Below are 26,855 nucleotides of genomic sequence, written 5' to 3'. Positions count from 1 at the left end.
CGCTTACTGCTGAATTCACTGTCGGCGAAGGTAAGTTGATGACTCATGATGAACCCTGTTCCATGGCTCCAGATGACAAACATGATCTCATATCAGGGACTTGTTCGCACCTTCCTTAGCTAAGCGCTAAATTAGCTCCCCAACAAAACACAGAAAACTCCGTGTCTTTATCATCCTTAAAGTCACTGTTTCTACTCGTCTTATTTCTGTTTCGTTTAAATATTCAGGAGTTAACCATGTCTCGTAAAGACGTTCTGTACACGCCCTATAATGGCGCCGTACTGCTGGAAAATCCGTTATTAAATAAAGGCCTCGCCTTTATTAAGGAAGAGCGGGATAATTTTAATCTGCATGGATTATTGCCGCATAACGTTGAAACCATTGAAGAGCAAACGGAGCGTGCCTGGGTGCAGTTCTGCCATTTTAAAAGCGACATTTCCCGCCATGTTTATTTGCGCAATATTCAGGACACCAATGAAACCCTCTTTTACAACCTCTTGCGTTCGCATCTGAAAGAGACGTTACCGATTATCTATACCCCGACGGTGGGTGAAGCCTGCGAGCATTTCTCCACGATTTATCGCCGCGCGCGCGGCTTGTTTATTTCATGGCCTAACCGCCACCGCATTGATGAGATGCTGCAAAGTTTCTCGCGCAACGACGTTCGGGTGATTGTGGTAACGGACGGAGAACGCATTTTAGGCCTCGGCGACCAGGGTATCGGCGGTATGGGCATACCGATTGGTAAGCTGTCGCTGTATACCGCCTGCGGAGGGATCCATCCGGCCTCCACCCTGCCGATTATGCTGGATGTCGGCACCAATAATCAGCAACACCTCGACGACCCGATGTACATGGGCTGGCGTCACCCGCGCATCAGCGACGACCAATACGCTGAATTTATGGATATGTTTATCAGCACGGTTAAGGCGCGCTGGCCCAACGTTCTCCTGCAGTTTGAAGACTTTGCGCAGAAAAACGCCACCCGACTTCTGCAGCGCTACCGCGACCAGCTGTGCTGCTTCAATGATGATATCCAGGGCACGGCAGCCGTCACCGCAGGGACGCTGATCGCGGCGGCGCACGCGGCGGGGACGCGCATTCGCGACCAGCGCGTGGTGTTCCTGGGCAGCGGCTCTGCCGGATGCGGGATTGCTGAAAAAATTGTGGCGCTGATGGTCGATGACGGCCTGAGCGAGTCGGAAGCCCGCAGCCGGATCTTTATGGTCGATCGCTTCGGCCTGCTGACCGACGACATGACCAACCTGCTCGATTTCCAGAAAAACCTGCTCACCGCGCGCGACGCCGTTAGTCGCTGGCAGGTAGACTCGCAAAATATTTCCCTGCTGGACGTGGTGAAGAACGCGCATCCCACGGTGATGATCGGCGTTTCAGGGCAGCCGGGGCTGTTCAGCGAAGAGATCGTCAAAGAGATGCATCGCCACTGCCCGCGCCCGATTATCATGCCGCTCTCGAACCCGACGTCGCGGGCGGAGGCCCAGCCGCAGGATCTCATCGCCTGGACCCAGGGGGCCGCGCTGGTGGCCACCGGCAGCCCGTTCGCCCCGGTATTCTGGGAGAATGCGCACTATGAGATTGCCCAGTGTAACAACGCCTATATCTTCCCGGGCCTGGGGCTGGGCGTGCTGGCCTGTAACGCGCGCCGGGTGACGGAAGAGATGCTGATGGCAGCAAGCCGCAGCCTGGCCGCGCAGTCTCCGCTCGTGACCACGGAAAGAGGAGGATTACTGCCGCCGGTAGATCAGATTGAAACGGTCTCACGCCAGATTGCCGTTGCCGTCGCCCGGGCCGCCATTGAACAAGGCGTGGCGCCAGTGTTAGATGATGAAACCCTGATGGCGCGTATCGAGAAAACCTGGTGGCAGGCGGACTATGCGCCGTACCGCCGATCCGCGCTGTAGCGCCGGTCATGCCCTCACCGCAGGGTGAGGGCATCGCTGTGGTGTCAGTGCTGTACACCTGAGCGGTCAGAAAAATCGCTGGCGGAGAGACTATCACCCCGAGTTGCCGCCTGCTTCAGACGGGCATACCGGTCAGGTACCCCTTCAGGACGGGTTTTGAAGCGACGGTGCAGCCACATATATTGTTCAGGCGCCATGCGTACGGCCTGCTCAATTGCCCTGTTCATCTGCGTCGCCACGGCTTCTTTATCGCCGCCCTGCAGCGCCTCGCTGATATCCTCCAGAATAATCAGCTCGTAACCGGTGCCATCCGCCCTGCGGCGCGGCACAAAGGGGATAACGGCAGGGTTAGCGCTTTTGACCAGCATATAGCTGCCCGCCGTCGTCGCGGCATCCGGCACCGCAAAGAACGGCACAAACACGCTGTTGGTTTTGCCATAGTCGTGATCCGGGGCGTACCACAAAATTTCATTCTGCTTCAGCGCGCGGATCATGCCCTTTAAATCATGGCGATCGAGCATGGTTTTGTTGGAGCGCAGGCGCCCGCGCGTCTGAAGCCAGTCCAGCAGAGCATTGTTATTAGGACGATAGACCCCGATACCGGGGTTAAGCATGCCAAATATCCGCGCGCCCAGCTCAAGGGTCAGAAAATGTATCCCTACCAGCACCACGCCTTTTCCCTGCGCCCTCGCCTTTTCCATGTGCTCATAACCCTGCACGGTAAAGCATTTCTTTACCCGCCACGCAGGCCAGAACCATGCCATTCCGGTTTCGATTACCCCCATTCCAACCGATTCAAAATTACGCTGCAGCAATGACTCGCGTTCATCCTTTTTCATCTCCGGGAAACAAAGCTCCAGGTTGCGGCGGGCAATCTCGACGCGGCGAGGCAGTAAGCGCATCGCCAGTCGACCCAGGCCATGACCGATTCTGAACAGAAGCGGATAAGGGAGCAGCATGATGAGCCACAGAGCCGCAATGCCGGCCCAGCTTAGCCAGTAACGGGGATGAAGAAAGGCGAATGAAAAACGGGGTAATTTTGTCATCAGAAAATTATCCTTTAACGTGTCTGTCCTTAATTGATTCTGTTGGAGATCTTTCCTAAGGATGAATAATATGCCAGTCAGAAACGTTAATTGTAGCGGAAAAGACAAAACGCATTTTTATCGATTTTTGCGAAAAACGGGAAGTCGAGCCGGGAAGGATTTATCCGTTCCCCGGCAGAAGATCTTACATCGAATACCCGGGCTTCTTAATAAGCTTCTCCAGCTTCGGTCCAATTTCGGTATCCCAGACCTGCGCCTTCCAGTCTTCAGGCGCGATCTGCTTCAGCGCCACCGACACGGAACTGTCTTTGCTGTTGAAATGGCGAATAATCACGTCAGCAATATCTGCCGCCAGGGCAGCTTTCTGTTCGTCGTTTAAATCACGGGGAAAACATTTAATATCTACGTGTGGCATGTGCAGGCTTCCGGTTGTGAATGTGGGTTCCACGTTATCAGATAATTTTGTTTGCCTTTAACACCTTGTGCAGTTCCGGTCGCTGGCATACGGCGTCCGCAATCGCCGTGAATTTAGGGGTATTTTCGGCAAACCAGGCGTGACGGGGCCCCCAGGTGCGCGCTACCGCAATATACACATCCAGCAGCGTCAGCCGTTCCCCCAGCGCAAACGGGGCAGCCTTAAGCTGGCTTTCGAACCACAAATAGAGGGATTTCCGGTATTCGATGCAGTTTTTCTGCAGGTGTTCCGGCGCATCCGGCACCCAGCGTTCGGGATAGTCTGCATAGGTAAACGTGGGATAGACGTTGGCTACGAACCAGATGAGCAAACGCTGAAACTGCTGACGTTCAGCCTGCCCCACGGGCGGGGCGAGATCGGGGCACCGGTCGAGCACCATCAGGGCAATCGCCGCCGTTTCGGTCATGATGGCGCCATTTTCCAGCTCCAGCGTCGGCACCTGGCACAGCGGATTGAGCTTGTGCAGCAATTCACGCTGCGGACCGGGCTGGTCAAACCCGTCCACGTTGATGAATTGATAAGGGATATCAGCCAGGGTCAGCATCACCTCACTGATTGCCGAGCCCCAGCCGGGTACGCCATAGAGTTTAATCATGTTGCCCCCTCAGGAGTGAAAATCCTAAGTGTAGAGCACCATTAGTAGGTTATCCCAGGCGGGTTGACCTCCGATTGCGTCACCGCTTCGCCCTGCTCGCCCCAGCGCGCCAGCACCTTCTGGTACTCTCCGCGCTCAATCGCACCGTTCAGCGCGGCCTGCAGGGCATAAACCAGTTGATTGCCTTTTTTGGTCGTGGTGGCGACATAAGCTTTCTTCGGCCCTAAACCGACCACGCGGGTTTTGCCGGTGAGGGCCGCTTTGTAAGCTGAAACCGACTGGGGGCCGAAGAACACATCCGCCCTGCCGGACTGGATATAGAGATTGCCCGAGGCATCGTCGTGAAGATAGACCGGCAGCGCAGGCGCCCGCCCCGCCTTTTTATTTTCTTCGTTCCAGCCCAGCAGGATGCGCTCCTGATTGGTGCCCGAGCCGACAATCACCTTTTTCCCGGCCAGATCTTCCGCGCTTTTGATTGACTGAATCTCGCTGGTGGATTTCACCGAAAACGCCAGCGAATCGACGCGGTAGGTCGCAAAATCAAACTTCTCTTTACGCTGTTCGGTCACCGCAATGTTCACCAGCGCCACGTCGTAGCGCCCGGAAGCGATCCCCAGCGGCCAGTCTTCCCACGCCGTCGGCACCAGCTTTAGCTTCAGCCCCAGGCTGCCCGCCAGCAGGCGGGCAATATCCGGGTCGCTGCCGATCCGCGTGCGGTTATCGCTGGCCAGCAGCGCCAGCGGCGGGGAGTTCAGCATCGAGACGGCGACCGTCAGCGTACCAGGCTCAACGAATTTATAGCCGGCGGGGATCTTCGCCACGGCCTGCCGATCCACCGTCACCGGCAGCGGCTGCTCGTTGGCTTTCAGATCGATGCTGGCGTGGCTCGCCGTCGTGAAGACCAGCCCCGCCAGAAGTCCATATTTCATTGGCACTCCTTACAAGACTTTGGAGAGGAACTGGCGCGTTCGCGCATGTGACGGACGGTTTAATACCTCGTCACTGCTGCCCTGCTCGACGATTTTTCCGTCGACCATAAACACCACCTGATCCGCCACTTCACGGGCAAAGCCGATCTCGTGGGTGACCACCACCAGGGTAGTGCCGGACCGGGCCAGTTTTTTGATTACGTCCAGCACTTCCCCTACCAGCTCCGGATCCAGCGCCGAGGTGGGTTCATCAAACAGCATCACGCGGGGACGTAACGCCAGCGCGCGGGCAATGGCAATGCGCTGCTGCTGGCCGCCGGAGAGATGGCGGGACCAGGCGTCGGCTTTATCCCGCAGCCCGACCACGTCCAGCAGGCTGTACGCGCTTTCCACCGCCTCTTTTTTGCTGAGCTTTTTATGCGCGATGGGCGCCTCAATCAGGTTTTCCAGCACCGTGAGATGGGGAAAGAGATTGAAGTTCTGGAACACATAGCCCACGTTGACGCGCTGTTTGAGGATCTCTTTCTCCTTCAGCTCGTAGAGCTTGTCGCCCTGACGACGGTAGCCAATGTAGTCCCCGTCGATCTGAATAAAGCCTTCGTCGACGCGCTCCAGGTGGTTTATGGTACGCAGCAGCGTCGATTTTCCCGACCCGGACGGCCCGAGGATGACCGTCACGGATCCCGGCGGGATCTCAAGCGACACGTTGTCGAGCGCCTTATGGCGTCCAAAATATTTGCTGACGCCGGTAATCGAGATATGTCCTTCAGGAGAGGCTTGCATGGATAGGCTCCTGTGCTGGCGTGGTGGTGACGGAACGGGTACGACGGGCGGCACGGTTCTGATTAACCGCAGAGCGGCGTTCGCTGCGGGCAAGTGCGCGTTCAACACCGTACTGGATAGCGGACAGGACGGTGGTGATCGCCAGGTACCAGGCGGCACCAACCATCAGCAGCGGGATCACCTCCTGCGTGCGGTTGTAGATCATCTGGATGGTATAAAACAGCTCCGGCATCGCCAGGACGTACACCATCGCCGTGCCCTTGGCGAGGCTGATGATTTCATTGAATCCCGACGGCAGAATGGTACGCAGCGCCTGAGGCAAAATGATGCGCACCGTGCGGCGCCAGGCCGGCAGACCGAGCGCGGCGGCGGCCTCATACTGCCCGTGATCGACCCCGAGGAAACCACCGCGAATGATCTCGGCGGTATAGGCGCTCTGCACCAGCGTTAGCCCCACCACGGCGGTAGAGAACTGCCCCAGCACGTTGATGGTTTCAAAGCTGCCCCAGGTAATACCGGTAAACGGCACGCCGAGCGAGAGCGTGTCGTAGAGATAGGAAAAGTTGTACAGGATGATCAGCACGACGATCAGCGGCAGCGACCGAAACAGCCAGATATACGCCCACGCCAGGCTGCTCAGCAGCCAGGATGACGAGAGTCTCGCCAGCGCCAGCATGCCGCCAAACACCACGCTCAGCGCGGTGCCGATCAGCGTCAGCAGCAGGGTCTGCCCGACACCTTCGAGGATCACCGGGTCGAAGAACCAGCGGGCGAACACCGCCCACTCCCAGCGCGGGTTAAAGGCGACTGACTGAATCACGACCGCCAGGACAAACAGCGCCACCGCGGCGCCGACGGCCCGCAGCGGATAACGCGCCGGGACCACCTTAATGGTTTCAACGTTGCTCATCGTCGTTCCTCATGCGGTTTTGCTGAACGCTTCACGTACCAGCGTTTTGGTGAAACGCAGCCGACCGTCAAACGGCGGCTGGCTATACTCTTCCGGATCGCGGTTCAGATCGAACTGCGGCTGATAGCCCTGGCTGAGATAGAGCCTGACCGCCTCCGGCTGACGAAAGCCGGTTGTCAGGTAGATTTGGCTGTACCCTGCCAGCAGCGCCCTGCGCTCAAGCTCCTGCACTACGCGCCCGGCAAGCCCCTGCTGACGCAGGGTTTTGTCCGTCCAGATGCGTTTGATTTCCGCGGTGCGTTCGTCGAACGGTTTGTACGCGCCGGTGGCGATAATCTTCCCGTCGCGCTCCAGGACGATAAACAGCCCCTGCGGCGCCAGATACCACTCGGTGAGCTCCACTTCCGCGTCTTTAGAAAAGTAGTCCCCGTAGCGGGCTGCATATTCACCGAACAGCCCCTCGATAATGGGCTGAAGCTCGGCATCTTCCGGTGAAACATCACGAAATCGTTCGCTCATCACGCCTCCTTAATCGCCCAGGCCCGCCGGGTTCACTTCGGACTGCGGAATGCGTTCAACCCCTTCACCCCAGCGGTTCAGCACTTTGTCGTAATCGCCGTTTTTGATGACGCCGTTCAGCGCGGTCTGCACCGGCTCAACCAGCCCGCTGCCTTTTTTCAGCGTCACCGCAATGTGCGCCGCCTTCGGCCAGCCGCCGTCGACGCTGCCCACCAGTTTGGTTTTCCCGTTCAGCGCCGCTTTCCAGGCGCCAATCACGTTCGGGCCAAAGTAGGCATCCGCGCGCCCGGACTGCAGCGCCAGGGTTTGGGCCGCATCGTCTTTGGTGTAGATCGGGGTAAAGGGCTTCAGTCCCTTCTTCAGGTTTTCGGCATTCCACGCCAGCAGGATGGCCTCCTGGTTGGTGCCGGAGCCGACGATAATCTTCAGCCCGGCGATGTCTTCCGCCTTCTGCAGCGACGTAATCGGGCTGGTGGATTTCACGTAAAAGCCGAGGGAATCCTTACGATAGGTAGCAAAATCAAACTTCTGTTTGCGCTCTTTAGTGACGGTGATGTTGCTGATGGCGGCATCGTATTTCCCGGACGCGACGCCCAGCGGCCAGTCTTCCCAGGAGGTGGGCACCACGTTCAGCTCCAGCCCAAGGCTGTCGGCCACCAGACGGGCGACGTCAACTTCGCTCCCCAGCAGCGTTTTGTTGTCGTCGGAGAAGATCGTCAGCGGCGGCTGATTGAGTCCCGCCACCGCCACGGTAAATTTCCCCGGCACGGCAAAGCGATAGTCTTTCGGCAGCTGCGCCACCGCCTCGCTATTTTTCGCGGTGTTAATCGGCGTTTTATTGGCCTCGATGCTCACGCCGGTGCCGTTAATATTGACGTTCTCTGCCCAGACGGCAGGGGTAAAGGCCAGCGCGAGCGCCAGAACAAGCGATGATTTCTGCATAGCGGGGTTCTCTTTTATTGTTGTGTGTACTGGTTTTTCGGTTGGTCTAAGCCAAGGCTTTCGCGCAGCGTGGTGCCCGGGTAGTCGGTACGGAACAGGCCGCGAGACTGAAGAATCGGTACCACCTGGTCAACAAAGCGCGGGAAGGTATCCGGCGTGCCGCCCTGAATAATGAAGCCGTCTGCGGCATAGCCTTCAAACCAGGCCTGAAGACCGTCTGCCACCTCCTCCGGCGTGCCGGAAAAGCGCGGGCGCGGCGAAGCGGCCTCCAGCGCCACCTGACGCAGGGTTAAGTTGCGTTCGCGAGCGTTACGCTTGATTTCATCCGTGGTGCTGCGGAAGCTGTTTTTGCCTAAGTCGCCGATATCCGGGAACGGCTCGTCGAGCGGATACTGGCTGAAATCGTGATGTTCGAAATAACGCCCGAGGTAATTGAGGGCGTCGTTAATCGACACCAGCGCCGCCGTGGTCTGGTACTGGTGTTCCACGTCATCGGCATCTTTCCCCACAATCACGCTAACGCCCTGGAAAATATGGAGATCCGACGCGCGGCGGCCGTTTGTTTCCAGCTGCTGTTTTACGTCCTGATAAAAGGCTTTAGCCTCGTCGAAGGTCTCGTGGTGGGTGAAAATGGCGTCGGCATGTTTCGCCGCCAGCTTTTTCCCGTCGTCCGACGCCCCGGCCTGAAAGACAATCGGGCGACCCTGCGGCGTGCGGCCAATATTCAGCGGACCGGCGACCTGGAAGAAGTCACCGTGGTGATCGAGCGTATGCAGTTTGGCCGGGTCAAAAAACTGGCCGCTCTCTTTGTTGCGGATAAACGCGTCCCCTTCCCAGGAGTCCCACAGCCCTTTCACCACGTCGAGATACTCATCGGCAATCCGGTAGCGCAGCGCATGCTCGGGGTGTTTTTCGCGGGAAAAGTTCTTCGCCGACCCCTCCAGCGGTGAGGTCACCACGTTCCAGCCCGCGCGGCCATTGCTCAGGTGATCGAGGCTGGCGAACTGGCGCGCCGTGGTAAAGGGCTCGCTGTAGGAGGTGGATAAGGTTCCCACCAGCCCCAGGCGCGAGGTAATGCTGGCCAGTGCGGAAAGCACGGTTAACGGTTCAAACCGATTCAGAAAATGGGGGATCGATTTCTCGTTGATATAGAGACCATCGGCCACGAAGAGAAAATCGAGCTTCCCTTCCTCGGCCTTTAACGCCGTCGCTTTCACGAAGTCAAAGTTAATACTGGCGTCGGCGATCGCCGCAGGATGGCGCCAGGCGGACATATTCCCGGATGCACCATGCAGAATGGTGCCCAGCCGCAGTTGTCGGGTTGCTGACATCTTTACCTCTCCTGAATTAAACGTGTTGCAGGGCTTTTTCCGCAAGCTGTGCAAAATAGCGGGCGGCGGGCTCAATCAGTGCTTCATCCGGGTTAAAGGCCGGGTGATGTAAACCAAACGGACTGTTGCTGCCAATGCTGACAAACGCGCCGGGAACAGACTGCAAATAGACCGCAAAATCTTCCCCGCCCATATGCAGTTCCGCGTGCCGGGTTTCATAACCGGCCTCACGCGCGACCGAGGTGGCGAAGTCGGCCCAGCGTTCGTCATTCACCAGCGCGGTAGGCCCGGCATACCAGGTGATGTCAATCTGCGCGCTGAAGGCGCTGGCAAACCCGGCGGCAATTTCACCCACGCGGGCTTTCACATTCTGCTGCACTTCCGTGCGATGGGTACGCAGCGTGCCTTCCAGCTCGACGCTTTCCGGCAGCACGTTCCAGGTGTTGCCGCCCGCAATGCGGGTGACGCTCAGCACCACCGAATCCAGCGTGTTGACGTTACGGCTGGCGACGCTTTGCAGCGCCGTTACCAGCTGGCTTGCCAGCACGATGGCGTCGTTGCCTTCATGAGGACGTGCGGCGTGCGCGCCTTTACCGGTAATGCGGATCACGAAGCGGTCGACGTTGGCGTAGAACGGCCCGCCGCGGGTGGCGAACTCACCAACCGGCAGGCCAGGCTCGTTGTGCATACCGAAAATCGCGCTGACATCGCGCAGGGCACCGGCCCGCACCATGCTCTTCGCACCGCCAAAGTTCTCTTCAGCAGGCTGAAACAGGATGCGCACCCGGCCGTTAAGCGAGGCCTCCCGCTCTTTCAGCTTTAACGCGGCGCCGAGGATGACGCTGGTGTGGATATCGTGTCCGCAGGCGTGCATCACCCCGGCATGCTGTGAGCTAAACGGTACGCCGCTGCGCTCCTCGATCGGCAGCGCGTCAATGTCGGCGCGCAGCGCAACCAGCCTGCTGCCCGTCCCGATTTCCGCCACCAGCCCGGTCGACAGGTCGTAAGGCTGCGGGGCGATCCCGGCATTCGTCAGCCACTGGCGCAGGCGCGCGGTGGTTTCGACCTCCTGGCCGGACAGCTCCGGGTTCTGGTGCAGTTCGCGGCGCCAGGCAATCAGTTGTTCGCCAAAACTCATACGGTGACCTCCTTGTAAAGACGCGCCCCGGCAAGCAGACGCAGCGACGCGACGCGCGTAGCCCCCTCCGCCACCGGCGTGTCGATGATAAATTCGTCAATGCCCCACTGCTGGTGCAGCGCGTTGAGCTGTTCCACTACCGACTCAGCGGTGCCCGCCAGCAGCGACTGCGCCCGGCGTGCAATGCGCACCGGCTCACTGCCCGCCTGGCGCGCAAACGCGTAGGCCTGCTCTTCGCTGGCCACGGTGACACGCTGCCCGTTTGCCAGCTCAACGCCCCACACTTCGACCTTCTGCGCCAGCGCGTCTGCCTCGGCCTGCGTCGGCGCGACAATCGCCTGCACCGCCACTATCACGTCCCGCGCGCTGTTCTCACGCCAGGTCGATACCACCTCGCGCAGCAGGTCCGGGTCACCGTTCAGGTGTGCGGCAAACACAAAGTGCCAGTCGAGCCTGGCGGCCAGCAGCGCGCTTTCGGTACTCGCGCCCAGCAGGAAAGCCTCAGCAGGCAACGGCGGCAGCGGCGTGGCGCGGACGGCCTCTTCAATAGCGTGATGCTCAGGACGGATCCAGCGGTCGAGCTGGGCCAATTGTTCGGCGAAGCTGCCCTTTTCCTGTTGATTCAGGCCCTGCTGCAGCGCGCGGGTTGAGAGCGGTAATCCACCGGGGGCTTTCCCGACGCCGAGATCGACGCGGCCAGGCGCCAGCGCGGCCAGCACGTTGAAGTTCTCGGCGACTTTATAGGGGCTGTAGTGCTGAAGCATTACGCCGCCAGACCCGACGCGGATGCGCGTGGTTTGCCCGAGGATCCAGGCAATCAGCAGCTCCGGCGAGGGGCTGGCAAGCTGTGGGGTGTTGTGGTGTTCGGCAATCCAGAAGCGGTGATAGCCCAGATTTTCTGCCTGCTGCGCCAGCGTCAGGGTACGCGCCAGTGCATCGGCAGCCGTTTCGTTTTCAGCGATGGGGCTTTTATCCAGAATGCTGATTCGCCATGACATGTTGCGTTCTCGTTTGACTTAACATGTCGACATTATTAAAGGCGCATTTCACCACTGAGAAACAATTAATTTACATTTAGTTTGCCGGAAAACAGATATATAAAACCCTGCTAAGAATAAGACTTTAAGGAGGCAATCAGCGATTCCACCTGCTCCCGACGGGTAATGCGGACGAAGCGAATATGGCTATATTGCGGGTTTTGCAGGTCGGCTTCATAGCGCGTGCGGTTATTACGCCAGGTTTTCATCGTCCAGATGATAATGGATTCTCTGCTGAAGAACGCGCGCCGGAAACTCTCTTTGTTTCCCGTTCCCGGCCAAAGCTCGTGCTTATGCCAGGCCCGCTTTATTGCTCGGGTGACGGCCTGCCAGAGGGTGCGGGTAAACCCGTAATCCACCCACACCACCACATCGACATCGCGCCATTTCAGCGGTCGCGTGCGGTTGTAGTTACCGTCGAGCACCCAGTCTGGCGAAGCCTGTAGCGCCTGCGCCAGCTTTGCCTGAAACTCGTCGTCCGGCGTGCCCTGCCAGTTAGCCTGCCAGTAGAGTCTGTCCATCTCGATACAGGGAATAGACAGCGCGGTCGCAATCTGCTTCGCCAGCGTGCTTTTTCCGCTCCCGCTGGTACCGATGACGTTAATTTTCACCTCAACCTCCCTGTATTTACGAAAATGTGACCAAATGATAGCGTTTTCATCCTGTTAATGAAACGCTATTTCAGCATAACAATTTTTCCAGAGAGACGATCTCCCTCTTGCAGTTTGGCTTATGTCATTTATTTAAGCCGGTTCAAAATAACACTCACTAAAATATTTTCAATTTTATTACATTCGACAACATTAACAGATTAAAAATAATGAATGCCGGGTATTTCGGGGAGTCTCAATTTCAGCGAGAATATATCCAGGCCGTTATTAAAATAATCATACTTATCTTGCCGGAGCGCTTTCCGGATTTTTATTCTTGCACAACATCATGGAGTTACTCATGAGGCGTAACACCCCCGTTACACAAAACGAGTATTTGCTTAACGCTGGTTCGACGTTAATGTCCACCACCGATACAAAAAGTCATATTACCTATGCTAACTCGGCTTTTATAGAAGCCAGCGGATATAAAGAAGAGCATCTTCTGGGAGAGCCGCATAACCTCATCCGCCATCCCGACATGCCTGCCGAAGCGTTTGGCGACATGTGGTTTACCCTCCAGCAGGGTGAGACCTGGACAGGTCTGGTGAAGAACCGTCGTCATAATGGCGATCACTACTGGGTGCGGGCCAACGTGACGCCGGTCTGGCAGGGGGAATCCCTGACCGGCTATATTTCGGTGCGCAATATCCCCTCACGGGAGGAGATCGCGGCCAGTGAAAATCTGTATGCAAAAGTGCGTAATAACGAATTAAAACATCATCGTTTTTATAAAGGACTGTTCGTTCGGCGCGGTATATTTTCCTTTTTGTCGCTCTTTAAATGTCTCAGTACCGGAAAACGAATTCAGCTTGGTATTACTGTGACAGCATTACTTTCCTGCCTGGCGATGTATTTATTCCGCGATCGTCTCGTTCAGGCCGCCACTCTGGTGCTGCTTTTTTCTGCGCTGTCCTGTTATCTTCATGCGCAGATCGCCCGGCCGGTAAAATCCATTGTTCAACAGATGCAGCGCGTGGTTTCAGGACGTAAAACGGACTATTACCATTTTGACAGGATCGATGACATCGGGCTGATAATGCGCCTGGTGAATCAGTCTGGTTTAAACCTGAACTCGCTGGTTGATGATGTCGGGGCGCAAATCAGCGGTATTGGCACCATCAGCCAGCAGGTCGCGAAAGAAGGCGCGGCGCTGCAGGCGCGTTCTGAAGAAACCGCCGATTTCTTGCAGCAAACCGCATCTGCGGTGGAAGAGATCGCCAGCGCCGTGAAGCAGACGGCCGAAACCGCGAACGAGGCGATTCAGATGGCGGATCGCACCCGCGACAGCGCCCACTGCGGTGAAGCGATGATGAAAGAGACCATCGGTATGATGCAGTCCGTTTCGCAGGATAACGGCCAGATCGTCGATATTATCAGCGTTATCGATCGTATTGCCTTCCAGACCAATATTCTTGCGCTGAATGCCGCCGTGGAAGCGGCGCGCGCGGGTGAAGCCGGCCGCGGCTTTGCCGTGGTCGCGGCTGAGGTGCGCAATCTTGCGCAGCACTCCGCGACGGCGGCGAAAGAGATCAAAGCGCTGATCGAGAAAAACGTTGCCAGCGTCAACGCTGGCGTGGAGAAGGTGGGACAAACCGAATCACAGCTGACGGTTATGATCGACCATGTTCTGCAGGTTTCCACCCTGATTAAGGAGATTGGCCTCGCCACGCAGGAGCAAACCCAGGCGCTGACGCTCATCAACGCCTCCCTCTCCCGTATCGGCGCAATGACCCAGAGCAATACGGGGATGGTGGATAACGTCACTCACGCCGCGAATCACCTGACGCAGCGGACGACGCGCCTGCAGCAGGCGATTGCCGTTTTTGGCGGTTAGCCGTTCGGGTACTGCTCGTCGGTCACTTTTTCCAGCCACGTTACCGGGCTGCCGTTTACCGCTTCGGCGATGGCAAGATGCTTCATCGCCGTTTGCGCACTTGCGCCGTGCCAGTGCTTCACGCCGGGTGGGATCCAGGCGATATCGCCCTGATTCAGGATTTCCGCCTCTTCGCCCCACGCCTGTAGCCAGCCGCGACCCTGCGTCACAATCAGCGTTTGTCCCAGGGGATGCGTATGCCAGGCCGTGCGCGCGCCCGGCTCAAAGGTTACGGTTGCCCCGCCGACGCTGGCAGGTTCGGTCGCCTGAAAGGGCGCGTCAATGCGAACAGCCCCGGTGAACCAGGCTTCCGGTCCTCGTACTGACGGTAATGAACCGCTGCGGATAATTTTCATCTTTTGCTCCTCGTTGACTGTTGCGTTAACAGTAGCGCAAAGCACTCCGCAGCATTAGGGTGCATAATCAGATAGGACACATGACTGAAACTCATAAATAGAACCGCGATGCTAAAAGATAATTTCAACGATCTGCTCTCCTTTATGGTGGTGGCCCGCGAGCGCAGCTTTACGCGCGCAGCGGCGCAGCTGGGCGTCTCGCAATCGGCACTGAGCCATGCGATGCGCAAGCTTGAAGCACGATTAGACGTTCGCCTTTTAACCCGCACAACCCGCAGCGTGGTTCCGACACCCGCGGGTGAGCAGCTTTTTTCGCGCCTCAGCCCGCATCTGCTGGAGATCGAACAGGAACTCACGGCGCTTCGCAGCAGCCGCGACAAACCCGCAGGCGCTATCCGCATCGTCGCCGGCGAGCACGCGATGGACGCCGTGCTCTGGCCGGTACTGAAGGCTTTTATGCTGCAATATCCTGACATTAACGTCGAAGTGACGGTCGACAATGGCCTGACAGATATCGTCGATGGCCGCTTCGACGCGGGGGTTCGCCTAGGTGAACAGGTGGCAAAAGACATGATTGCGGTGCGGATTGCGCCGGACATGCGCATGGCGGTTGTCGGCTCCCCGGATTACCTGGTTCGTTTTGGCGTGCCGCTCGTGCCGGAGCAGCTGGGTGAACATCGCTGTATCAATCTCCGCCTGCCCACCCGAGGGGGATTGTATGACTGGGAATTTGAGCGCGACGGGCGCGAGCTTCGCGTGCGGGTTGACGGACAGCTTACGCTGAATAACCTGTCGCAGCGCATCGACGCTGCGGAGAATGGTCTCGGATTAGCCTACGTGCCCGAGTCCTCGGTTCTGGACGCTCTGAATCAGGGACGGCTGGTCAGGGTCCTTGAATCGTGGTGCCCCACGTTTGAAGGATACCACCTCTATTATCCGAGCCGTCGGCAGCACACAACCGCGTTCAGGTTACTTCTCGATGCCCTGCAGCAGCAAAAATTTATACCATCTGGTAATAATTAAGAGAATCTGATGATTAAATAATCAACCCCACCATTGTTTTGACTAAAAACTCATCACGTTTCAGCGTGTTGTGATCCCCGTCTGCTCTGACCACACGATTTCCTTCGACGTGCATCACTTTCGGCACGGTTATATTTTGCGTCGCTTATGAATTGCAGGTAGGATGCCTCGCCATGTTTCGCCTTATCCATACGCAGAATGACTGGGAAGGCGACATGTGTTTGCGCAGAAGCAATCGTTTGTATTGCGCTCTGCCAGGCAGGACTATCACGATAATGGTTCAGACAGGCAAACAGGTAACTCAATGAAAACAAGCAATAAAAGCGCAGCCGATCATCACGCTGCTAAACGTCGCTGGTTGAACTCCCACGAAGAGGGCTACCACAAAGCGATGGGCAACCGTCAGGTTCAAATGATCGCCATCGGCGGCGCTATCGGAACGGGTCTGTTTTTAGGTGCGGGTGCACGTCTGCAGATGGCTGGCCCGGCTCTCGCCCTGGTCTATCTGGTGTGCGGGATCTTCTCTTTCTTCATTCTCCGCGCGCTGGGCGAGCTGGTACTGCATCGCCCTTCCAGCGGCAGCTTCGTCTCTTACGCCCGTGAATTCCTCGGTGAAAAAGCCGCTTACGTGGCGGGCTGGATGTACTTCGTCAACTGGGCGATGACCGGTATCGTCGACATCACCGCCGTTGCGCTGTATATGCACTACTGGGGCGCGTTTGGCGATGTGCCGCAGTGGGTCTTTACGCTTGGCGCGCTGGCGATTGTCGGCACCATGAACATGATCGGCGTGAAGTGGTTCGCGGAGATGGAGTTCTGGTTTGCGCTGGTTAAAGTGCTGGCCATCGTGGTGTTCCTGGTCGTGGGTACCGTCTTCCTCGGCAGCGGTAAGCCGCTGGATGGCAATGCCACCGGCTTCCACCTGATAACCGATAACGGCGGATTCTTCCCGCACGGTCTGCTGCCTGCGCTGGTGCTGGTTCAGGGCGTCGTGTTCGCCTTCGCCTCCATCGAGCTGGTGGGCACCGCAGCAGGTGAATGTAAAGATCCGCAGACGATGGTACCAAAAGCCATCAACAGCGTGATCTGGCGTATCGGTCTCTTCTACGTCGGTTCCGTGGTGCTGCTGGTGCTGCTGCTGCCGTGGAACGCCTATCAGGCGGGTCAGAGTCCGTTCGTCACCTTCTTCTCGAAGCTGGGCGTGCCGTACGTGGGCAGCATCATGAACATCGTGGTCCTGACCGCAGCGCTCTCCAGCCTGAACTCAGGTCTTTACTCTACCGGCCGTATCCTGCGCTCCATGTCCATGGGCGGTTCTGCGCCGAAGTTCATGTCCAGGATGAGCAAGCAGCACGTGCCGTACGCCGGTATTCTGGCGACGCTGGTGGTCTATGTCTTCGGCGTGTTCCTGAACTATCTGGTGCCGTCTCAGGTATTCGAAATCGTTCTGAACGTGGCGGCACTCGGGATTATTGCGTCCTGGGGCTTTATCGTGGTCTGCCAGATGCGTCTGCGCAAAGCGATTAAAGAAGGAAAAGCCGCTGACGTCAGCTTTAAGCTGCCTGGCGCGCCGGTGACCTCCTGGCTCACCCTGCTCTTCCTGTTCAGCGTGCTGGTGCTGATGGCGTTCGACTACCCGAACGGCACCTACACCATCGCGACCATTCCGCTGCTGGCCGTGCTGCTGATTGCGGGCTGGTTCGGCGTGCGTAAACGCGTTCATGAAATTCACAGCACCGCGCCGGTTCATCCTGACGATGAAAAACACGACGCCCCGCTGGTAGAAGAAACCTCGCGTTAATAAAAAAGCCGGGTGGCGGCTTCGCCTTACCCGGCCTACATTTCATGGTTTTGTAGGCCCGGTAAGCGGCAGCGCCACCGGGCAATCCCATCTTACAGAGCAATACGCATCACATCGTCAGGCTGGGTGGCTTCCTGCTGGCGGGTGGATTTCTGTTTCACCGTCACGTACAGGGTTTTGCCATCCGCAGAGAGCGCCAGGCTGTTCGGGTAGACCGGCGTGTCGAAGGTTTTTGTCACCTTATAGGATTTCGCGTCAATCACGCTCACCTTGCCGGCTTCACGGTGCGTCACGTAGGCTTCATTGCGGGCCGGGTTAAACAGGACCGCCAGGGATTCCGGCGCGGCGATTTTCTCGATCACGCTACCGTCTTTCAGGCTCACCACCAGCACTTCCGGCTGTTTTGAATCGGTCAGGAACGCGCGCTGACCGGCAGTGTCGAGGCTCAGGTTCAGGTAGAAGTGCTCTTTCCCGTCATCCTGCACCTTTTTACGGGCAATAATTTTATTGCTGGCCGTATCAATCGTCACCAGTTCGCCGTCCGCATTCGTGGTGTACAGACGTTTCGCCTGCGCATCCAGCGCCAGGCCGGTGCTGTAGGTGCCCGTATTGGCAATGGTTTCTTTCAGCTTCAGCGTGGCGCCATCCACGACCCAAATCACGCTCTCTTTACCGACACCGGTAATGTAAATCGTGTTGCTCGCGTCATCTGCCACCAGCTGGCGAGGCTGCAGCGGTTTGACGGTTTCGCTGCGCTGACGCCCGTCCAGCACCAGCCGCCCTTTTACGTCACCCGTTTTTGCATCAATCGCGGTTACCGCGCCGTTGATCGTATTGCCGAACCACAGCGTTTGAGTCGCCTTGTCAAAGGTGGCGCCAAAGGGTTTCAGATCGCTATGGATTGCCTGCGTCACGTCCAGCGTGACCGGATCAAGACGGTAGACAACCCCGCCCTTGTCGGTTTTACGGCTTTGCGAGGTGGCCACCCACAGCGCATTCTCCTGCTGGCTCACGGCCATTTCATACGCCCCTTTGCCCACCGCTTTACGCAGCACCTCTTCGGCGGCATGCACCTGGAACGTCCCGGCAAGCAGTAAAGTGGCAGACAGCAGCGACAGGCTCAGACGCGGCGAGCACAGTTGACGTAAAGACATATCAATTCCTTTTCTGAAAAGTGGGGTTGGGCTGACATCACTTCCGGCAGACAACGTCATGGCATTGCCTTTTGATAATGAGAATAGTAATCATTAATGTGTTAAATGTGGAGTTTTTCTTTCCCGCTTCGCCTTCCATTAACGCAATGTGCGGTTATAGTTTTCAAAACTTTTACAAAACCTTTAACATATATGGACATGTTCCATTTGGTTCGTTTATACACCACAACCGGTTTTATTCATGAAAATCATTTCTGCCCGTAAGGCTTCTCTCCCGCTGCTGCTGGTTCCTGTTATTTTTGCGCCGCTCACCGCCGCGAGCGCAGGGGAACAGACCATGATCGTCAGCGCCACGCCGCAAACCGTATCGGAGCTCGATACTCCGGCCGCGGTCAGCGTCGTCAATGGCGACGATATGCGCCAGGCCGCGCCCCGCATTAACCTGTCTGAATCCCTTGGCAGCGTACCCGGGCTGCAAATTCAGAACCGTCAAAACTACGCCCAGGATCTCCAGCTTTCGATGCGCGGATTTGGCGCCCGCTCAACCTTTGGGGTGCGCGGTATCCGTATGTACGTCGATGGTATTCCAGCCACCATGCCGGACGGACAGGGTCAGACCTCCAACATCGACCTTTCCAGCGTGGAGAGCGTTGAAGTCCTGCGCGGTCCCTTCTCTGCCCTGTACGGCAACGCCTCTGGCGGCGTAATCAACATCAACACCCAGACCGGGCAGCAGCCGCCAACCATTGAAGCCAGCAGCTATTACGGCAGTTACGGGACCTGGCGCTATGGCATGAAAGCCACCGGCGCGATGGGTGACGGCACCCACGCCGGGGACGTGGATTACACCGTCTCCACCACCCGCTTCACCACCAAAGGCTACCGCGACCACAGCGGCGCGCGGAAAAATCTCGCTAACGCCAAACTGGGTGTACGGATTGACGACGCCAGCAAGCTGACGCTGATTTTCAACAGCGTGGACATGAAGGCCAACGATCCGGGTGGACTGAATTATCAGGAGTGGCGTGACAACCCGCGTCAGTCGCCGCGCGGCGATCAGTACAACACCCGTAAGACCATCAAGCAGACCCAGGCCGGCCTGCGCTACGATCGCCAGCTCAGCGCTCAGGACGACCTCAGCGTGATGATGTACGCCGGCGAGCGTGAAATGACGCAGTACCAGTCGATTCCGTATCAGCCGCAGCTAAAAGCCACTCACTCCGGCGGGGTGATTGATATGCAGCGCCACTATCAGGGCGTGGACACTCGCTGGACACACCGCGGCGAGCTGCTGGTTCCGGTGACCTTCACCACCGGTCTGAACTACGAAAACATGAGCGAAGACCGTCGCGGCTACGAGAACTTCGTGATGCGCAACGGCGTGCCGGACTACGGCGTCAAAGGCGATAAACGTCGTGACGAACGCAACCTGATGTGGAACGTCGATCCTTATCTGCAAACGAGCTGGCAGCTGACGCAGAAACTCTCTGTCGACGCGGGTGTCCGCTACAGTTCGGTCTGGTTTGATTCCAACGACCACTACGTTACGCCGGGCAACGGCGATGACAGCGGTGACGCGAGCTACCACAAGTGGCTCCCGGCGGGCGCCGTGAAGTATGCGGTGACGGATGCGTGGAACCTCTACGCTGCCGCAGGGCGTGGCTTTGAAACGCCAACCATCAACGAGCTCTCCTATCGCGCCGATAACCAGGGCGGTCTGAATATTGGCCTGAAGCCGTCCACGAATAATACGTATGAAGTGGGCAGCAAAACCCGCATCGGCAACGGCCTGCTGACGGCGGCGCTGTTCCGCACCGACACGGATGACGAGATCGTGGTGGATTCCAGTTCCGGCGGCCGTACAACCTATAAAAATGCCGGGAAAACCCGTCGTCAGGGTGTCGAAGTTTCCCTGGATCAGCAGTTCGCTGAGAACTGGAAGCTGAAGATGGCCTGGACGTACCTGGATGCCACCTACCGGACTAACGTCTGCAGCGACGCAGATTGTAACGGTAACCGAATGCCGGGGATTGCGCGCAACATGGGCTTCGCCTCGTTTGGCTGGCAGCCAGAGGAAGGCTGGTATGCGGGGACAGACGTGCGCTACATGAGCGATATCATGGCCGACGACGAAAACACCGCGAAAGCGCCGTCCTATACGGTAGTCGGGCTGAATACCGGGTATAAATTTAACTACGGCAACTGGGGAATGGACGTCTTTGGCCGCGTCGATAACCTGTTCGACAAAGAGTACGCGGGCTCGGTAATTGTCAACGAGTCCAACGGTCGTTATTACGAGCCTGCACCAGGCCGAAACTATGGCGTCGGGCTGTCGGTCTCTTATCGCTTCGAGTAAGCAAAAAGAAAAGTTTATTTTATAAATGAAATAACCCTCCTGATGGCATTAAGCCATCAGGAGTTATTCACCAGATAAATAATTAGCGGCGGTATATAGTCGCTCTAATAAATAATCTCTCAGTTAAAATATTGTCGCTGTAAAAGAGAATCTGCTTCATCAATCAACTTATCAATCGCCTTCTGGCTCGCATCAACATCTCTCCGCTCAAGGGCCGAAAGCAGCTCGTCATAGTGATACGTTGCCGTTTTGATGTCGTTAAGTTCGTGATGAAGGTAGTTCATGCAGGGCCCGATGCGGACCCATAGCTGTTCAATTAAGGCATTGAGCGTAGGCATTTCCGCATACTGATAAAGCGTAAACCTGAAGATACGATTCGCATGCAATGCCTGCTGAACGTTTCCATTGCGCATGGCCTCATGGAAAGCCTCTGACATTTTGCGCAACGCCTCCAGCTTGCCGTCTGACATCTTCTGGCATGCTGCGACGACCGCCATTGGCTCAAGCTGTTTTCTGATGGCGTTAATCTCGTTATAACGCTCCAGCGTCACTTCAGGGACCAGGAATGCCTGTGCGGGCGTGGCGTGAAGCGCACCTGAGGAGACCAGGCGCAGCAGCGCTTCGCGGACCGGCGTAATACTGGTGCCTAATTTATCAGCAATCTCTTTCGTAATCAGTCGTGCTCCTGGTTTGAGAGAGCCTGTAATTAACGCCCCTTTCAAACTGTGTTCAACCTGCATGGTAAGGCTAACCCTTTGGGCTTTTTCTAAGTGATCCAAATCAAGCATGTGGAATTCCTGTAGCTAAAACTTAATGCTATTTTTAAACGCCAGTTTTAATAAAACGGCGCCGGTACGATATATCCTGTATCGTCATGCCTGGTGGTGGGAGGTACAAAAAACAGCAAAAAAAGTAAACGTCATTTTTTTATCGTTTTCGGGCTCATCGGGGATGATGGCGCGAAAAGTCATGTCCAGTAATTAAAGACAATATATCGTATCTTCACAAATAAATATGGCGGGAAACCCCGCCATATTGCGCTTTATTTATTGTCACTCGCGACGCGAATCACGACTTTGCCGAAGTTTCGTCCTTCCAGCAGGCCAATGAGCGCCTCGGGGGCGTTTTCCAGCCCGTCCGTGACCTGTTCGCGATAGTGGATTTTTCCCTCCTGCACCCAGCGCCCCATCTCTTCCTGGAACTCATGGATGCGATGTCCATAGTCCTGGCCGATGATAAAGCCCTGCATCCGAATGCGTTTCTTGAGAAGGGTCGCCATCAGAAGCGGCAGGCGGTCCGGCCCGTCAGGCAAGCCCGTCGCGTTGTAGCCGCTCACCAGGCCACACACCGGCACGCGCGCGGAGGTGTTCAGCAGGGGCAGCACGGCGTCAAACACTTTCCCGCCGACGTTTTCATAGTAGACATCAATGCCGTTCGGGCAGGCCTGCTTGAGCTGGTCGGCAAAATCCGCGGCGTGGTGATCCAGACACTCGTCAAACCCGAGCACCTCAACGGCATGGCGGCATTTCTCTGCGCCACCGGCGACGCCGACCACCCGGCAACCTTTGATTTTGCCGATCTGCCCAACCGTCGCGCCAACCGGGCCGGTCGCCGCCGCCACCACCAGCGTTTCACCCGCTTTCGGTTGCCCGATATCCAGCAGCCCCATATAGGCGGTAAAGCCCGGCATACCCAGTACGCCCAGCGACCAGGAAGGATGAGACGGATTTTCGCCCAGCTTCACCAGGCCGCTGCCGTCCGAGAGTTCATACTCCTGCCAGCCGCTGTAGCCCAGCACCCATTCACCGGCTTTGAAGTCGGGATGGTTTGACTGTTCAACGCGACTGATCGTTCCCCCCACCATCACCGCACCGAGCTCAACCGGCGGTGAATAGGATGGCGCGTCGCTCATGCGACCCCGCATATAAGGATCCAGCGACAGCCAGACGGTACGAAGCAGAAGCTGCCCCGCACCCGGTTCCGGAACAGGCTGCGTTTCCAGACGAAAATTTTCCGCGACCGGTGCGCCCTGTGGACGAGAGGCCAGCACCCAGCGGCGGTTATGCGAAACAGAGTGATTCATCAGGATCTCCTTCTGGTACAAATGTCATTACAGCCTGGCTCACGTTCGGCGTTATCGCATTAGCATTACGAGCCAGACTGGTTAAGCCGTACAACCAGATAGATGCAGGTTTCGTTCGTCTCGTTGATGAACCGGCAGTCATTAGGCGGCCCCAGCTCAAGACAGTCTCCGGCGTGCATCTCGTGGCGGGTGTCGCCCTCCTGAAACACCAGCTCACCGGACTGCAGCCAGATAAGCTGACGCGCCAGCGCGTAAGAAGAGGCCGGCATCGGAACATCGCTGCCCGCAGGCAGTTCCACCTGAACAAGGTCGATGGGCAGATCGGTACGGGGAGAAACATGGCGGCGGAGGTAGTGCGTCTGCGGGTCGCGCCAGACGGGCTGATTTGCCAGGCGCAGCAGCTTGCCCTCCTGCATTTCGGCCCGGGCAATCAGCGTTGACATGCTGATGCCAAACGCGCCCGACAGGCGGGCAAGCAAGGTGGCTGTCGGGCTACTGTCCCCGCGCTCTATTTTATGGATCATGGCGCGGGAGACGCCTGCCCGGTCCGCCAGCTCGCTCAGGGACCACCCGCGAGACTCGCGTTCAAGGCGAATTCTTGCGCTAATCCGTTGATTCATTGTGTCTGTTATGGTGTTCATGACGTCATACTATAGTGTATGAACGGCAATTCAATGGGCTTTTGATAACAAAAAAATATGGCTTATGCCGTAGCGATCGGGCGATACAGTTGTGTAATATCGTAGCGATAACGTAATACTATAGTGAACAACACACAGAGGCTTCATCATGATCGTTCGTCATGCCTGCAAAGAAGACTGCGCTGCGATAGGCGAGATTTACAACCACGCGGTGCTGCACACTGCCGCAATCTGGAACGATAAAACCGTCGATACCGATAACCGAATCGCCTGGTTTGAGGCGCGCTCGCTTGCGGGCTACCCGGTTCTGGTGAGCGAGGAAGACGGCGTAATCACCGGCTACGCCTCTTTCGGCGACTGGCGCGCCTTTGACGGTTTCCGTCATACGGTTGAGCACTCGGTTTACGTCCACCCGGCCCATCAGGGCAAAGGGATTGGCCGCACGCTGATGAAGGCGCTGATTAACGAGGCCCGCGCCATCGGTAAACACGTGATGGTGGCCGGGATTGAAGCGCAAAACCATGCCTCGATACACCTCCACGAAACGCTCGGCTTTGTGACGACGGGACAAATGCCGCAGGTGGGAACCAAGTTTGGCCGCTGGCTGGACTTAACCTTTATGCAGCTGCAGCTGGACGAGCGCAGCGACCCGGACGCGATCCCATGAATCAGTCACTGACGCTGGCGTTTCTGGTGGCGGCGGGCATTGGCCTGGTGGTGCAAAACACCCTGATGGTGCGTATCACCCAGTCCTCCTCCACCATTCTTATCGCGATGCTGCTGAATTCGCTGGTCGGCATCGTGCTGTTTGTCAGCATTCTGCTGCTGAAACAGGGCGTCGCCGGGTTCAGCGAGCTCGCCGCAACGGTGCGCTGGTGGACCCTTATCCCGGGGCTGCTGGGGTCGTTTTTCGTGTTTGCCAGCATCAGCGGCTATCAGAACGTTGGCGCGGCGACGACCATCGCCGTGCTGGTGGCAAGCCAGCTGATTGGCGGGCTGGTGCTGGACGTGCTGAGGAGCCAGGGCATCCCGCTGCGCGCCCTGATCGGCCCGGTGTGCGGCGCGGTGATGCTGGTGGTCGGGGCCTGGCTGGTGGCGCGACGCCAGTTTTGATGGTTACAGTATGGTGCCGCCTTTCGTCAGCTGTTCCTCACGCGCGTCCATCTCCTCTTTATGCTGCTTGCCGTGGTGCGAAATCGCGGTGCGCAGACGCTGCTGCTGAGTGTAGCGCTCTTCACGGCTCAGCTCCGCATCATCGCTTAATTCAATCAGCAGTTCGTTCATGTGGGTAATCACGCTCTCTTCGATGGCGGCATCGACGCGGGCGATAACTTCGTTTAAATGTGACATTGTCACTCCTCGTTATGTGCCCGGTGGCGCTACGCTTACCGGGCCTACAGGTGCCAAATGTAGGCCGGGTAAGGCGGAGCCGCCACCCGGCTAAAAAGGCTTAGTTCAGCTTCGCTTTTGAGAAATCGCTGCCCATCAGGCTTACGCTGTACCCGGTCACGTTGCTGCGGGTCGCGTAGAACGTTTTCCCGTTTGCGAGCGCAATCCACGGCGCCTGCTGGTAGAAAATCTCCTGCGCCTGTCCATAGAGCTTCGCGCGCTCGGCCGGGCTGCTGGTCAGCTTCGCTTTTTGTACGAGGGCATCATACCCCTTATCGCACCAGCGCGCGGCGTTTGAGCCGGTTTTAATGCTCTTGCAGCCGAGCAGCACGTCGGCAAAGTTGTCCGGGTCACCGTTGTCGGACATCCAGCCAAACAGCGCGGAGTCATGTTCGCCTTTACGCATTCCGGAGAGATATTCGCCCCACTCGTAGGAGACAATTTTGGCCTTCACGCCGACTTTCGCCCAGTCGCTCTGAATCATCTCCGCGATACGACGCGAATTCGGGTTATACGGACGCTGCACCGGCATTGACCACAGCGTGACTTCCGCGCCCTTCTCCAGACCCGCCTGCTTCAGCAGGGCTTTCGCTTTTTCAGGATCGTAGCTGTAGTCCTTCAGGTCTTTATTAAAGCCCAGCATATTTGGCGGGATCGGCGATTTTGCCACCGTGCCCGATCCCATAAAGACCGCATTAACGATGGCCTTCTTGTCGGTCGCGTAGTTGAGCGCCTGACGCACCAGCACGTTATCAAACGGTTTTTTCTCGGTGTTAAACGCCAGATAACCGACGTTCAGCGCATCGACGGCGTGCAGCGTCAGGTCTTTGTTGTTCTTGATGGCGTCAAACTGAACCGGGGATGGCGCAGGAACGATCTGGCACTCGTTGGTCTGCAGCTTCGCCAGGCGGGTTTCCACGTTTGGCGTGATGGAGAAGATGAGATGCTTCGTCGGCACTTCGCCTTCCCAGTAGTTCGGGTTCGCGACGTAGCGGATCAGCGAATCCACTTTATACTGCTGCAGCACGTATGGCCCGGTACCAATCGGCCAGGTATCCACGTTTTCAGGCGTGCCTTTTTTCAGCATCGCGTCGGCGTATTCCGCGGAGAGAATCGAGGCGAAATCCATCCCCCAGTCGGCCAGAAACGCGGCGTTGGGTTCGCTGAGTGTGAACTGAACGTGGTAATCATCGACCTTTTTAACGTCCTGGATCAGCTTATCGAGACCGACATCATTAAAGTACTCGTAGTTCCCCTGCGACACGTTGTGGTACGGGTGTTTAGGGTCTTTCTGGCGCATGACCGAGAAAATAACGTCATCGGCATTAAAATCGCGCGTCGGTTTGAAGTATTTGTTGCTGTTGAACTTCACCCCTTTACGCAGGGTAAAGGTATAGGTCTTGCCGTCCGGCGAGATTGTCCAGGACTCCGCCAGCGACGGCACCGGAGTATTTTTCACCGGATCGAAATTGATCAGGCGGTTATACAGCACCTGAGAGCTGGCCACAAAAGACGGGCCAGAGCTGGCGATTTGTGGGTTGAAGGACTCGGGGGAGGCTTCTGAACAGTAAATAAGGGTGTCGTTATTTGCCGCCCATGCGGCACCGGCTGGTAACAGCGCGCTCAGCGCAAGGGCGAGCAGTGTTTTCCCTGTAGACATGGTTATAACCCTGACAGTTTTATTATATAGGACAGTAATAACAGCACAGGCGTTTTGACCTGGCAAATAACGAAACACTATCAGGTTATTCTAAAGCTGCGGTTTTTGCTGTTTTAACCGCCAGCGCCCAGAGAGACGATTTGCCTTAAGTGCCATTATTCGTCAAGCACAACCGTCACTTTCTATGCCGCAAGAAATCGGCGCTTTTAGCGTCTCTTCCTCCGTTTGGTTGCGTCCTC

The 26,855-nt window shown here is 57.1% G+C and carries 24 protein-coding genes and 1 pseudogene; 7 read left to right on the top strand and 18 right to left on the bottom strand.

All coding sequences use genetic code 11. From position 1 onward, the window contains the following. Nucleotides 1-236 precede the first annotated feature (236 nt). A complete protein-coding gene (locus FHC52_RS18245) occupies nucleotides 237-1,922 on the top strand; it encodes an NAD-dependent malic enzyme (protein WP_163342029.1) in 1,686 nt (561 codons plus the stop codon). A gap of 44 nt (nucleotides 1,923-1,966) precedes the next feature. On the opposite strand, the gene FHC52_RS18240 is transcribed toward FHC52_RS18245, so the two are convergent. The 11 genes and pseudogenes from FHC52_RS18240 to FHC52_RS18185 all read right to left on the bottom strand — a co-directional run bounded on the left by FHC52_RS18240 (nucleotide 1,967) and on the right by FHC52_RS18185 (nucleotide 12,238). Next, nucleotides 1,967-2,968, bottom strand: coding sequence for a Kdo(2)-lipid IV(A) acyltransferase (locus FHC52_RS18240; RefSeq protein WP_163342030.1), 1,002 nt, complete (start codon nucleotides 2,966-2,968; stop codon nucleotides 1,967-1,969). Between the two features lie 184 nt (nucleotides 2,969-3,152). Then, entirely contained in the window at nucleotides 3,153-3,383 is a 231-nt protein-coding gene (pptA, locus tag FHC52_RS18235; RefSeq protein WP_163342031.1) for a tautomerase PptA, read from the bottom strand. 37 nt (nucleotides 3,384-3,420) lie between these two features. Continuing rightward, a complete protein-coding gene (locus FHC52_RS18230; RefSeq protein WP_163342032.1) occupies nucleotides 3,421-4,038 on the bottom strand; it encodes a glutathione S-transferase family protein in 618 nt (205 codons plus the stop codon). Between the two features lie 41 nt (nucleotides 4,039-4,079). Then, nucleotides 4,080-4,967, bottom strand: coding sequence for an ABC transporter substrate-binding protein (locus FHC52_RS18225; RefSeq protein ID WP_023344229.1), 888 nt, complete (start codon nucleotides 4,965-4,967; stop codon nucleotides 4,080-4,082). 9 nt (nucleotides 4,968-4,976) lie between these two features. Then, on the bottom strand, nucleotides 4,977-5,750 hold the full coding sequence (locus tag FHC52_RS18220; protein ID WP_008501763.1) for an amino acid ABC transporter ATP-binding protein: 774 nt from the start codon (nucleotides 5,748-5,750) through the stop codon (nucleotides 4,977-4,979). Continuing rightward, nucleotides 5,734-6,660 (bottom strand): amino acid ABC transporter permease, encoded by a 927-nt coding sequence (locus tag FHC52_RS18215; protein ID WP_023327573.1) that lies wholly within the window; start codon nucleotides 6,658-6,660, stop codon nucleotides 5,734-5,736. Before FHC52_RS18215 ends, FHC52_RS18220 begins: the two co-directional genes overlap by 17 nt. A gap of 9 nt (nucleotides 6,661-6,669) precedes the next feature. Further along, nucleotides 6,670-7,179, bottom strand: a complete 510-nt coding sequence (locus tag FHC52_RS18210; RefSeq protein ID WP_220420186.1) for a GNAT family N-acetyltransferase — start codon at nucleotides 7,177-7,179, stop codon at nucleotides 6,670-6,672. Nucleotides 7,180-7,188: 9 nt separating this feature from the next. Next, nucleotides 7,189-9,452: pseudogene (locus FHC52_RS22820) on the bottom strand (NtaA/DmoA family FMN-dependent monooxygenase). 16 nt (nucleotides 9,453-9,468) lie between these two features. After that, nucleotides 9,469-10,590, bottom strand: coding sequence for an amidohydrolase (locus tag FHC52_RS18195; RefSeq protein WP_021240231.1), 1,122 nt, complete (start codon nucleotides 10,588-10,590; stop codon nucleotides 9,469-9,471). After that, nucleotides 10,587-11,588, bottom strand: a complete 1,002-nt coding sequence (locus tag FHC52_RS18190) for an LLM class flavin-dependent oxidoreductase (protein WP_220420183.1) — start codon at nucleotides 11,586-11,588, stop codon at nucleotides 10,587-10,589. The genes FHC52_RS18195 and FHC52_RS18190 overlap by 4 nt, the downstream gene beginning before the upstream one ends. A 110-nt stretch (nucleotides 11,589-11,698) precedes the next feature. Continuing rightward, entirely contained in the window at nucleotides 11,699-12,238 is a 540-nt protein-coding gene (locus tag FHC52_RS18185; protein WP_047748842.1) for an AAA family ATPase, read from the bottom strand. Between the two features lie 340 nt (nucleotides 12,239-12,578). On the opposite strand from FHC52_RS18185, the gene FHC52_RS18180 reads away from it, so the two are divergent. Beyond that, entirely contained in the window at nucleotides 12,579-14,114 is a 1,536-nt protein-coding gene (locus tag FHC52_RS18180; protein WP_220420182.1) for a methyl-accepting chemotaxis protein, read from the top strand. Here FHC52_RS18180 and FHC52_RS18175 read toward each other — a convergent pair. Further along, complete coding sequence (locus tag FHC52_RS18175; RefSeq protein ID WP_220420181.1) at nucleotides 14,111-14,509, bottom strand: cupin domain-containing protein; 399 nt, start codon at nucleotides 14,507-14,509, stop codon at nucleotides 14,111-14,113. The two genes, FHC52_RS18180 and FHC52_RS18175, sit on opposite strands and share 4 nt — an antisense overlap. A 108-nt stretch (nucleotides 14,510-14,617) precedes the next feature. Between FHC52_RS18175 and FHC52_RS18170 the strand changes: the two genes are divergently transcribed. Further along, nucleotides 14,618-15,532 carry a LysR family transcriptional regulator gene (locus FHC52_RS18170; protein ID WP_220420180.1) on the top strand — a complete coding sequence of 305 codons (915 nt, stop codon included), beginning with the start codon at nucleotides 14,618-14,620 and terminating at the stop codon, nucleotides 15,530-15,532. A 304-nt stretch (nucleotides 15,533-15,836) separates the two neighbouring features. Next, the gene (gene ansP, locus FHC52_RS18165) at nucleotides 15,837-17,333 is read left to right on the top strand and encodes an L-asparagine permease (RefSeq protein ID WP_220420179.1); all 1,497 of its coding nucleotides are present in this window, start codon (nucleotides 15,837-15,839) and stop codon (nucleotides 17,331-17,333) included. Between the two features lie 92 nt (nucleotides 17,334-17,425). Here the strand turns inward: ansP and FHC52_RS18160 are convergent, their stop codons facing one another. Next, complete coding sequence (locus tag FHC52_RS18160; RefSeq protein WP_069598359.1) at nucleotides 17,426-18,487, bottom strand: YncE family protein; 1,062 nt, start codon at nucleotides 18,485-18,487, stop codon at nucleotides 17,426-17,428. 241 nt (nucleotides 18,488-18,728) lie between these two features. Here FHC52_RS18160 and pqqU point away from each other — a divergent pair, with 241 nt between their 5' ends. Beyond that, a complete protein-coding gene (gene pqqU / locus FHC52_RS18155; RefSeq protein ID WP_220420178.1) occupies nucleotides 18,729-20,843 on the top strand; it encodes a TonB-dependent receptor PqqU in 2,115 nt (704 codons plus the stop codon). 119 nt (nucleotides 20,844-20,962) lie between these two features. Here the strand turns inward: pqqU and FHC52_RS18150 are convergent, their stop codons facing one another. From FHC52_RS18150 to FHC52_RS18140, 3 genes are all read right to left on the bottom strand, one after another. Continuing rightward, nucleotides 20,963-21,631, bottom strand: coding sequence for a GntR family transcriptional regulator (locus FHC52_RS18150; RefSeq protein ID WP_126287827.1), 669 nt, complete (start codon nucleotides 21,629-21,631; stop codon nucleotides 20,963-20,965). Nucleotides 21,632-21,885: 254 nt separating this feature from the next. Then, nucleotides 21,886-22,926: an NADP-dependent oxidoreductase gene (locus tag FHC52_RS18145; RefSeq protein WP_126287825.1), complete on the bottom strand. Its 1,041-nt coding sequence runs from the start codon at nucleotides 22,924-22,926 to the stop codon at nucleotides 21,886-21,888. Between the two features lie 65 nt (nucleotides 22,927-22,991). Further along, a complete protein-coding gene (locus tag FHC52_RS18140) occupies nucleotides 22,992-23,567 on the bottom strand; it encodes a helix-turn-helix domain-containing protein (protein WP_008501301.1) in 576 nt (191 codons plus the stop codon). Between the two features lie 148 nt (nucleotides 23,568-23,715). On the opposite strand from FHC52_RS18140, the gene FHC52_RS18135 reads away from it, so the two are divergent. Beyond that, on the top strand, nucleotides 23,716-24,234 hold the full coding sequence (locus FHC52_RS18135) for a GNAT family N-acetyltransferase (protein WP_023292298.1): 519 nt from the start codon (nucleotides 23,716-23,718) through the stop codon (nucleotides 24,232-24,234). Further along, nucleotides 24,231-24,680: a DMT family transporter gene (locus FHC52_RS18130; RefSeq protein ID WP_023292297.1), complete on the top strand. Its 450-nt coding sequence runs from the start codon at nucleotides 24,231-24,233 to the stop codon at nucleotides 24,678-24,680. Before FHC52_RS18135 ends, FHC52_RS18130 begins: the two co-directional genes overlap by 4 nt. A gap of 3 nt (nucleotides 24,681-24,683) precedes the next feature. On the opposite strand, the gene FHC52_RS18125 is transcribed toward FHC52_RS18130, so the two are convergent. After that, on the bottom strand, nucleotides 24,684-24,917 hold the full coding sequence (locus tag FHC52_RS18125; protein ID WP_023292296.1) for a YdcY family protein: 234 nt from the start codon (nucleotides 24,915-24,917) through the stop codon (nucleotides 24,684-24,686). A gap of 100 nt (nucleotides 24,918-25,017) precedes the next feature. Then, nucleotides 25,018-26,616: an ABC transporter substrate-binding protein gene (locus FHC52_RS18120; RefSeq protein ID WP_220420177.1), complete on the bottom strand. Its 1,599-nt coding sequence runs from the start codon at nucleotides 26,614-26,616 to the stop codon at nucleotides 25,018-25,020. Nucleotides 26,617-26,855: the final 239 nt, after the last annotated feature.

Origin of the sequence: Enterobacter sp. EC_64, from assembly GCF_019584165.1 — a bacterium.
Classification (GTDB): domain Bacteria; phylum Pseudomonadota; class Gammaproteobacteria; order Enterobacterales; family Enterobacteriaceae; genus Enterobacter; species Enterobacter roggenkampii.
Note: the sequence above shows the minus strand (reverse complement) of the source record. Positions and strands in the feature narration are given on the sequence as shown.